At 45.2% G+C, this 9,277-nt stretch carries 9 protein-coding genes; 7 read left to right on the top strand and 2 right to left on the bottom strand.

The window, feature by feature from the left end; translation table 11 throughout:
- Positions 1–687 precede the first annotated feature (687 nt).
- Positions 688–963 (top strand): hypothetical protein, encoded by a 276-nt coding sequence (locus tag ACE1TF_RS17255; RefSeq protein ID WP_042399703.1) that lies wholly within the window; start codon positions 688–690, stop codon positions 961–963.
- Positions 964–1,033: 70 nt separating this feature from the next.
- Here the strand turns inward: ACE1TF_RS17255 and ACE1TF_RS17250 are convergent, their stop codons facing one another.
- Entirely contained in the window at positions 1,034–1,462 is a 429-nt protein-coding gene (locus ACE1TF_RS17250) for a pyridoxamine 5'-phosphate oxidase family protein (RefSeq protein ID WP_042399700.1), read from the bottom strand.
- Positions 1,463–1,566: 104 nt separating this feature from the next.
- Here ACE1TF_RS17250 and ACE1TF_RS17245 point away from each other — a divergent pair, with 104 nt between their 5' ends.
- From ACE1TF_RS17245 to ACE1TF_RS17220, 6 genes are all read left to right on the top strand, one after another.
- Positions 1,567–2,502 (top strand): S66 peptidase family protein, encoded by a 936-nt coding sequence (locus ACE1TF_RS17245; RefSeq protein WP_375018615.1) that lies wholly within the window; start codon positions 1,567–1,569, stop codon positions 2,500–2,502.
- 56 nt (positions 2,503–2,558) lie between these two features.
- Entirely contained in the window at positions 2,559–3,989 is a 1,431-nt protein-coding gene (locus ACE1TF_RS17240; protein ID WP_375018613.1) for an alanine/glycine:cation symporter family protein, read from the top strand.
- Positions 3,990–4,122: 133 nt separating this feature from the next.
- On the top strand, positions 4,123–5,943 hold the full coding sequence (locus ACE1TF_RS17235; protein WP_375018611.1) for an OmpA family protein: 1,821 nt from the start codon (positions 4,123–4,125) through the stop codon (positions 5,941–5,943).
- Positions 5,944–6,060: 117 nt separating this feature from the next.
- Positions 6,061–6,780: an ABC transporter ATP-binding protein gene (locus ACE1TF_RS17230; protein ID WP_375018609.1), complete on the top strand. Its 720-nt coding sequence runs from the start codon at positions 6,061–6,063 to the stop codon at positions 6,778–6,780.
- Positions 6,777–7,490 carry an ABC transporter permease gene (locus tag ACE1TF_RS17225; RefSeq protein ID WP_375018607.1) on the top strand — a complete coding sequence of 238 codons (714 nt, stop codon included), beginning with the start codon at positions 6,777–6,779 and terminating at the stop codon, positions 7,488–7,490. The genes ACE1TF_RS17230 and ACE1TF_RS17225 overlap by 4 nt, the downstream gene beginning before the upstream one ends.
- A gap of 4 nt (positions 7,491–7,494) precedes the next feature.
- A complete protein-coding gene (locus ACE1TF_RS17220) occupies positions 7,495–8,295 on the top strand; it encodes a MerR family transcriptional regulator (RefSeq protein WP_375018605.1) in 801 nt (266 codons plus the stop codon).
- Here the strand turns inward: ACE1TF_RS17220 and ACE1TF_RS17215 are convergent.
- Positions 8,279–9,214 (bottom strand): oxidoreductase, encoded by a 936-nt coding sequence (locus tag ACE1TF_RS17215; RefSeq protein WP_375018603.1) that lies wholly within the window; start codon positions 9,212–9,214, stop codon positions 8,279–8,281. The genes ACE1TF_RS17220 and ACE1TF_RS17215 overlap by 17 nt on opposite strands.
- Positions 9,215–9,277: the final 63 nt, after the last annotated feature.

The following is a 9,277-nucleotide window of genomic DNA, read 5'->3' as shown; positions in this document are numbered from 1 at the left end:
CGAAAAAGTTCAGATGAGAAATGATTTTTCAAGGGGCCTGCAGGCCCCTTGAACGCAACACCTCAAACCTAAATGAATGACTTGGCTACTCGTTGTAACACTTTTACACATAAATCTGGACTTGACTTTTTCGTTCCGCACAGCGCCCTTCTCCGGCACAAAATCCGGGGCTTACACTTTTTCGTTCCGCACAGCGCCCTTCTCCGGCACAAAATCCGGGGCTTCCCTTTTTTCGTTCCGCACAGCTCCCGTCTCCGGTACAAGTTCACGGCGGGGTTTCCGTTCGTTCCGTCTAAGGATGCCCCGCTGTCGAGCTGGATTCACATAGATGATGTCGAAACTAAAGGAGATCGTCATTTGAGATATTACTCTTGGAAAAGTTACACGTCGTTATTTTTAAGCATTGGGATGGTGGTTACACTTGTTACTCTTCCCTACGTAGCTGTGATCAGTTTTGAAGACTTCATTTTCATTTCCGCAATCCCTTTGATTTTTGTTTTTATCTTTTCAAGTATCCTTAACGCCATATTAACAACACTCGTTTTCACGAACAAAAAAGAAAAAAATCACGTTGCCTTCATATCGATTACGATCACGGTCACATGTGTGGTTATTGCTGTAATCGCTCTAACTCAGTATAATTGATTGAACATTCTCTCTAATATGCTGTAATAACGAGGAGGACTCATGTTTGAAGATATTTCCCATTTTGTTTACATTGCATCATTTATCATTTCGTTCATTGTGCTTTTGCTAGTTTTCCTAACGGATAACCCTACTTTGCTTATCATTTCCGGGATTCTTTTATTGCTCTTTGGCGTCGCGACATTTTTTAGCTTTATCCTGTTTTCAGAACCTGAAAATTCTTTCGGGCTAGGGATCGCAGGGGTAGTAGTTTTATGCGTAACCTCCGTAGTATCGATCATTGTTATCGTTGTCGGTGCTATAAAAATAATCAAATGAAGGTATGCCTATAACCAACAAGAAAAAAGCCGAGCACTTCTCATTAAGAAGTACTCGGCTTTTATTTGGGCTACATCCTTAACTCTTGGTAAGACTCAGGAATTTCATCGGACCGGTAACGAATGACGGTCGGTCGGCAAATGAGGACGACGAAGTTCTCGTCTTCAGGTCCGGAATATTTTTTGGCAATTTTTTCTGACCAAACTTTTTGTTTGTCTGTTGGATCTGTGGCGACTTCGGCGGTTGCTTCAATTTCGACGAAGCGGTTGCCGTCTTCGTGTTCTTCATACCCCATTAAAATGTGGACGTGGGGGTTTTCTTCAATATCTTCAATTTTGTGTGCATGGGCATTGGTCGGGGTGTACAATGTGAGTCCTTCATGGTAAAACGTCATATAGCGGGCGTAAGGGTGGTTCTCTTTGATTGTAGACAATACGCCGACGCGATTTTCAGTGAGTACTTCATCAATCCGTTCTTTTAACTCTGTAAGCTCAGTCATCTATTGGCCTCCTCAGATGGTTGTCCTATTCGTACATTTCCCGATTTTTTACTGTTTTACTCGTCACAATCATCATATAATGGTAAAAAATTGGAGGGATGGATATGAAAAAGAAACGAAAAGCAAAAGGGATCGGCACAAATAGCACGCTCGGCCTCGCCATGCCGTCAGGACCTGCCAAGCGCCACCAATTCGAAGAAGCGACGAGAACGCTTGAAGGTTATGGTTTCAAGACCGTTACTTCACGGCCGTTTAAAGAATATCCAGGTTATCTTGCCGGTTCAATTGGTGAAAGGGTTGAAGAGTTGCACACATTATTCGTTGATCCTGATGTCGATGCAATTCTCTGTTTGCGTGGCGGATACGGGAGTGCCTCACTTTTGCCGTTTCTCGATTATGACCTGATCGCAAAGCACCAGAAACTCTTTCTTGGTTACAGCGACATTACCGCTCTGCACATCGCCTTCACGCAACGGGCGAACATGGTCACTATGCATAGCCCGATGGCAACATCTGACCTGTTAGATGCAGACCGCTTTACAACCGATCGACTGTTACAAGCGATGAAAGCAGACGGGTTTCCGAGCACACTCTTTAATCCGAGCAACTACCCGCTGAAAACCCTCTCCCATGGGACGGTTGAAGGGGAGCTCGTCGGTGGCAACCTCTCTGTCATTGCAAGCCTCATGGGCACACCATTTGAGCTTGACACGAAAGGAAAAATACTTTTTTTAGAAGATGTGGATGAAGAACCGTATGCGATTGATCGGATGCTCACACAACTGTCGCTCGCCGGCAAGCTTGATGAGGCCGTCGGCTTTGTGCTCGGCACGTGTAAAGATTGCGATTCCAAAGATTACCCTAACGGTGACACCGTCATAGACGTGTGTGATCGCATTCTTAGTTTTTACCAAAAGCCGATTCTTTATAATTTACAAGCGGGGCACGGCTCTCCTCAAATTACTCTGCCTCTTGGCGTTCGAGCAAGGTTGAATGCGACGAACAAAACGTTGCATATTATTGAATCTGCTGTCGTTTAACGAAACGAATGAATGGGTAAATGTAGCCCATACTTTAAAAAGAAAGGAATGATCAGATGTTTGATGAAGGATTTGCTTTAGAGCTTCCTTTTTTAGAAGGCATTGTCGGCTCTGTGAATGATGTGCTTTGGACGTATGTACTTATCGCTTTGCTCATCATTGCCGGTCTTTATTTTACAATTCGTACGAATTTTGTCCAGATTCGCATGTTTCCGGAGATGTTTCGTGTCATTACTGAAAAACGAAAAAACGATACGGGTGTTTCTGCGTTCCAAGCGTTTACAATTAGTGCTGCCGCACGGGTAGGAACAGGGAATATCACAGGGGTGGCTCTAGCCATTACCGTCGGAGGGCCTGGTGCTGTCTTTTGGATGTGGGCCATTGCAACGGTCGGGATGGCGACCGGGTTTATCGAGAGTACACTTGGCCAGTTGTATAAAGAAAAGGACGGAGATCGTTACCGTGGGGGGCCAGCTTATTACATACACAAAGCATTAGGATTACGCTGGCTCAGCATTTTGTTTGTCGTTCTTATTGTCCTTTGTTTCGGTATGATTTTTAATGCGTTGCAAGTAAATACGATTACCGATTCGTTCCAAACCGCTTTTGATACGAACCGTCTCATGTTGGCGCTCATCCTTGCCGCGCTAACGGCACTCATTATTTTTGGTGGGGTCAAACGAATTGTAAAAGTGACACAGCTAATCGTTCCATTTATGGCGGTCGCTTACATCGCGGTTGCACTTTATATTATTGTAACGAACATCGAGCAGATTCCCGGTGTAATTTCACTAATTTTTAGTGAAGCGTTTGGTCTATCTCAAGCGATTGGCGGCGGGTTTGGTGCTGCAATTATGGAAGGTGCAAGACGTGGATTATTCTCAAACGAAGCCGGTATGGGGAGTGTGCCAAATGCTGCCGCTGCCGCAAACGTATCGCACCCGGCAAAACAAGGTCTCTTTCAATCCCTTGGCGTCTTTTTTGATACGATGATTATTTGTTCTAGTACCGCATTTATCATTCTTCTTTCTACCGGTTATATGGACGTTGAAGGGGAAGGTGCAACGATTACGCAGTTTGCGATGAGTCAACACATCGGCGAATGGGCCAGTGCATTTGTAGCGATTGCCATTCTCTTCTTCGCATACAGTTCGGTTCTCGGAAACTACTATTTCGGTGAAACGAATATCGAATTCCTTAAAAATGGTGCACGTTGGTTGCCGATCTATCGAGTCGCTTTCCTCATAATGGGTATTCTTGGTGGTATTGCGACCGTAGAACTTGTCTGGACAATGGCTGACCTGTTTATGGCACTGATGGCGATCGTAAACATTACCGTCATTCTGCTGCTTACGAAAAAAGCGGTCACATTACTGCAAGACTATACGAAGCAAAGAAAAGCCGGCAAAGACCCTGTCTTCTACGCATCCCAATACCCCGAGATTAAAAACACTGAATGCTGGGGTGACAACGAAGACGAACGTTAAACATGGCACGAGCCGTTCACCAATTGGTGAGCGGCTTTCTTGTTTCCCCTTTCTCACAATTCGTGTACAATAAACGATGATTAATTCTAAATAATAGAACGATTTAACATAAAAAAATTCAAGGAGAACATTGATGCTAAAAAAACTTTTCTCAGGAATTCTGATTCTTATAATCGTAACTGGTTGTAGTGACAATGAAGTAACCGAAGAACCCCAGCCTGATGAAGAGCCAGAAACAACACATGAAGAAGAGCCTGATACAGAAGATCATACAGAGCCTTTAGAGTGGGAAGGGGTCACGTTTAGCCATGATTTGTGGCATTTGAGGGATGACGTCACCTTTAACATTCAAGGGGAAGTTGGACCGATCATTCGTGATGGTGACTACGCCATTCTCCCGGTCACGCTTGACAGTGAAGATGATGTACGTTCGACGATTACCGGTCTTTTTGACCCTGGTGTATTCACTGGAGAGGGGACTTCCTCTCAGCAAGGATTAGATATTCGAATCATTGATCCTGAGCAGATGACCACATCTCTTTCTGCTGCTTTATTGCTCGAAGAAGATGACTACATCGCGATGCATACGTTTTTTGGTGAAGGCAGTCGCAACACTCAGATTACCTTTGGGGATAACTCAGAACCTGCGAGGTATTACGGAGTATTTACTGCTCCAGATACCGATTCTGTCCATGTGTTGTTTCGAAGACTAGGCGTTATTGAACATATACCTGTTGTGGATCGCGAAGACGTTGGTGCCTTGACCATTGATGAGCGACTTGGTGAATTGTCTGAAGAAGAAAGAGAAGAGCTTAGCGAAGACGATGAATCATTCTTTTCCCACGTCATACCATCCGTTGAGGAAATCATTGAAAGAGAACTCGACCGAGCGCATATAAGCGCAGAGTACGACGGAGATCTAGCCCGTGTTCAAGCTTCAGTATTTCCAATCGAAAGTTATCAAGAAAGTATTGTAAGTTCTGTAAGTCGAATTGATGAAATCCAACATTCAACGCTCATGATTTCAAGCGATGTGTTGTTCGATTTTGACTCGGCTCAGTTGATGGAAGAAGCAGATGAAGAACTAGCTGCCGCGGCTGACGTACTCGTGTCAGCTGAAGGTGGGGAGTTGGTCATTGTCGGTCATACCGATAATGACGGTACAGAAGAGTACAACCAACAATTGTCAGAAGATCGTGCCGAGTCTGTTCAAGTATACTTGGAAAACAGCATTGATCTTGATGCATTTGACGTTGAGTTTCGCGGAGAATCTCTCCGTGAACCGATTGCTGACAACGAATCTGAAGAAGGAAGAGCTCTAAATCGTCGCGTTGACATTCACTTTACACCGCCTGCAGAAACGATTGAGGTAGAGACTGAAACTGATATGCCTGAAGTTCTAGGGGACGAAGTTGAATACCCAAGCACTATTCAGAATGAAGACGGCGAAATTGAGATTGAATCAATAAAGCGCGTCGATGATTTATTCGTAGGAAGAATTACCGTTAGATACTTGGAAGATGTAGGTTCTAGCTATAACGCCCTTAACTTTGGGTTTGGCAGGCCATATGGGGCAAGAGGTTGGCATGTAGATGATTCCGTTGGTCAAAGTCAATTCACTGCCTATGCCCCAACCATCATACACGGCGATCAGCGCTATTTTCCACTAGACTATTACTTAGCGCCACTGGAAGGAACAGCCGCTGAAGATTGGGTCGAACAAGCTGAAGAAGATGAACAGTTCATCGTCCCACTTGCAGAACGATACACAGGTGATATTGGGAGACTCGATGAAGGAGGTTACTACACATCAACAATCGTTTGGCCAGCTGTAGAGAGTGACACGGTAACCGTCGACTTGACCGTCCCCTATCGCTTCCTAGATGATTTGTCCGACAGACAAATTGAACAAACCCGTTCATGGCGAATCACTGACGTACCCGTGGATGAATAAATGAGTTTGATAGACAGCACCCAACCGTAATTGGTTGGGTGCTGTTTTTTCAATTTGACTCTCCCCTAAGAGGAGCCTATAGACTACGGAGGTTCCACTAAAAAAGGGGGAGTTCAAATGGAAGAAGTAATTCGAGTGAACGGCTTGACGAAGCGATTTGGTCAAAAGATCGCTATCCAAGACCTTCATATATCTGTGCGAGCGGGATCAATTTTTGGTTTGCTTGGCTCCAACGGAGCAGGTAAATCGACAACGATTGACTGTATGCTCGGCACAGAGCGAGCGGATGCTGGAGAAATCCGCATCTTAGGCACCGATCCACGTACGAATCGGCGTTCGCTCTTTCAGCACGTCGGTGTTCAATTTCAAGAAAGTGCATTCCAAAGTGGACTAAAAGTGCGAGAGATTTGCGAGATTACGCACTCATTATATGAAAATCCGATTGACTGGCAGCAAACCGCTGCTGAGTTTGGATTGAGCGACAAGCTAAAAACGACCATTTCCGACTTGTCTGGTGGGGAGCGGCAAAAGCTTTGCATTTTGCTTGCAATGATGGGCCAACCGAAGGTGATTTTCCTCGACGAATTAACGACGGGCCTCGATCCTGTCGCGAGAAGGGACATTTGGCAAACACTGCTTCGCCTGAAACAGACCGGCGTTACGTTGTTTCTAACTTCTCACTACATGGATGAGGTGGAGAAATTATGCGATGAAATTCTCGTCATTAAGGATGGCAAAGAGCTCATTAGAGGTACGGTAACAGATGTTGTGAGCCGAACAGAATCAGAAAATATGGATGAAGCGTTTGTAAAGCTCGTAGAGGAGGGTATACGATGAAAACATTGCGGCTACTTTATATGGCAGAAGTGAAATTATCCGTTCGTGAAATGTCGTCTGTTATTTTTGGTATTCTTTTGCCAGTTGGGCTCATGGGCTTGATGGGGATGTTTGCTGACACCCAGCTGGAATTAATCCGTGCATTTGCGGCAATTGCCACGATTGGGCTCGTTTCTACGGGAATTATGAGTTTACCGCTCTCGCTCTCTTCCTACCGGGAGAAGAAAGTTCTCAAACGTTACAAAGTGACTCCGATTAGTCCAACCCACCTGCTCGCGGCTCACGTGTTGCATTGTTTCTCTTTAAGCATCCTTTCAATGGTGCTCGTCTTTCTCGTCGCTTGGCTAGGGTTTGGTCTTGAAATTATTGGTTCAGTGTGGCTATTTTTAGGAGGATATGTATTCGTTATGATTGCGATTCATAGCATTGGAATGCTCGTTGCTAGCTTATCTCCTCGAGAGAAAACGACAGGGGCGATTAGCAGCGCTCTATTCTTCCCAATGTTTCTATTGTCTGGAGCGACAATCCCGCTTACGATCCTACCGGAATTCATGCAAACGTTGGCACAAATCTTCCCGCTTACTCACGGCATTACAATTCTGACAGAGATTGCTACGATAAATGAGTTCAATACCGTAAGCTTCCTTATTCTATTTGTACTCACCGGCATCTGTTTAATTATTTCTGTAAAAACGTTCAAATGGGAGTGAGTTCATGTACAGCATCGGATTATTTTCGAAAATGAACCGCGTAACCGTAAAGGCGCTGCGTTATTACGACAAAGTCGGCATCTTAAAGCCGGCTCATGTCGACGCGGCAACCGGGTATCGCTACTACAAATCGACGCAAATTGGGGATCTTCATCACATTATGGCACTTCGACAAATTGGTTTTACGATCGCAGAGATTGAAGAGACATTGGCACATCAATCTGCGACAGAGTTAATCGAAGAGAAACGCGGGCAATTGCTCGGTGAGATGGAAGCTCTTAAAGCACAGCTTGCACAAACAGAATATTATCTTTCGAAAGCGCAAACCCCTGACATTTTCATTAAAAGCTTACCCGCTGTAACCGTTGCCTCGATGAGACTTCGGATTGCTAACTATGACGCTTTGTTTCAAGTTGTCCCTGAAATGGGGGAGCGTATGCGCGCCGCTGGCTGTCGTTTGGACCCGTTACTGTATTGTTTCCAGATGTACCACGACCCTGAACATCGGGTAGAAAACATTGATGTTGAGATTTGTGAAGCGGTAACGGAAAAGAAGCCCGATGCGAACGGCCTCGTTTTTAAACAGGTGCCGGAAGTGGGCACCGCTGCTTGTCTTTTGCACCGTGGGCCTTATTCAACAATTGGCGAAACACATGTGGCTTTATATGACTGGCTTGAACACAACCGTTACGAGCTCGCCGGACCACCGAGGGAAGCGGTAATCGACGGCATTTGGAACCAAGAATACGAACGGCATTGGTTAACGGAAGTACAGTTCCCTTTAAAAGCTACACACTCGCACTAGTTTTCCCCTCAAAAAACTTCACACCGGTCAGCTCTTCTGAGCACACCCATAACCGATCTGCCGTTGCTTCATCGTAAATGTCCTTCACTGATGGGTCGACCTTCGGGTACCCTTTACGTCGATTTTTATGATCAGGCCCTACGTATTCTCCCCCTCGTAAAGTCGGCTCTGTTGCGGCATATAATGTCGGGAGCGCACCCATCTGAACCGATTGCGCTAAATGATTTTGTAAAAATGGCAAGAACCCTTTTCCACTCGCGCCGCCTCCTCTTGATAGAAGATTGGACTGAGATAATCCTGGGTGACAGACGAAGCTTTTCACGTGAGCCGCCTCGTTTTTTAGTTTATTTTGTAGTTTTACCGCAAATAAAAGATTCGCCAATTTACTTTGTGCATAAAACGTGTACGCTCGGTATCCTGTTACACCGTCTAAGTTATCAAAATCAATGGAAGCTTTGTGAGCGGCCAAACTGCTGAGCGTCACGATTCGTGGGTTTTCGGCAGCCTGAATAATCGGCATTAGCTGCCCTGTTAACGCAAAGTGGCCGAGATGGTTCACCCCGAATTGAAGTTCAAAACCGTCGGTCGTCTTTTTGTAAGGGGGCATCATCACTCCAGCATTGTTAATTAACAAATCCACCGATCCATAAGCATCGCACATAGATTCAGCGAAGACGTTCACACTTTGCAAATCAGAAAGGTCCAATTCTTTTATTTTCACATTCGCATTCGGTACGTCTGTCTTAATTTGTTCGAGGGCTTCGCCACCTTTTTTCATGCTGCGTACAGCTAAAATGACATCCGCTCCCTTAAGTGCAAGTGCCCGGGCTGTTTCCAAACCAAGCCCATCACTAGCCCCTGTAATAACCGCTGTTTTCCCTGTCAAATCAGGCATATCCGCTGTTGTCCATCCAGCCATTGTCTCAACCCTTTCTAATTGAACTCTTTCGCAACCCTTTTTTAATTCTTATTGGTTCCAAAT

Origin of the sequence: Geomicrobium sp. JSM 1781026, from assembly GCF_041949955.1 — a bacterium.
GTDB lineage: Bacteria > Bacillota > Bacilli > Bacillales > Marinococcaceae > Geomicrobium_A.
The sequence above is the reverse complement of the archived record's forward strand: the minus strand, read 5'-3'. Positions and strand labels throughout refer to the sequence as shown.

Excerpts from the sequence above, each read along its gene's own strand:
- ACE1TF_RS17255 (WP_042399703.1), top strand. The coding sequence starts at position 688 with ATGTTTGAAGATATTTCCCATTTTGTTTACATTGCATCATTTATCATT.
- ACE1TF_RS17250 (WP_042399700.1), bottom strand. The coding sequence starts at position 1,462 with ATGACTGAGCTTACAGAGTTAAAAGAACGGATTGATGAAGTACTCACT.
- ACE1TF_RS17245 (WP_375018615.1), top strand. The coding sequence starts at position 1,567 with ATGAAAAAGAAACGAAAAGCAAAAGGGATCGGCACAAATAGCACGCTC.
- ACE1TF_RS17240 (WP_375018613.1), top strand. The coding sequence starts at position 2,559 with ATGTTTGATGAAGGATTTGCTTTAGAGCTTCCTTTTTTAGAAGGCATT.
- ACE1TF_RS17235 (WP_375018611.1), top strand. The coding sequence starts at position 4,123 with ATGCTAAAAAAACTTTTCTCAGGAATTCTGATTCTTATAATCGTAACT.
- ACE1TF_RS17230 (WP_375018609.1), top strand. The coding sequence starts at position 6,061 with ATGGAAGAAGTAATTCGAGTGAACGGCTTGACGAAGCGATTTGGTCAA.
- ACE1TF_RS17225 (WP_375018607.1), top strand. The coding sequence starts at position 6,777 with ATGAAAACATTGCGGCTACTTTATATGGCAGAAGTGAAATTATCCGTT.
- ACE1TF_RS17220 (WP_375018605.1), top strand. The coding sequence starts at position 7,495 with ATGTACAGCATCGGATTATTTTCGAAAATGAACCGCGTAACCGTAAAG.
- ACE1TF_RS17215 (WP_375018603.1), bottom strand. The coding sequence starts at position 9,214 with ATGGCTGGATGGACAACAGCGGATATGCCTGATTTGACAGGGAAAACA.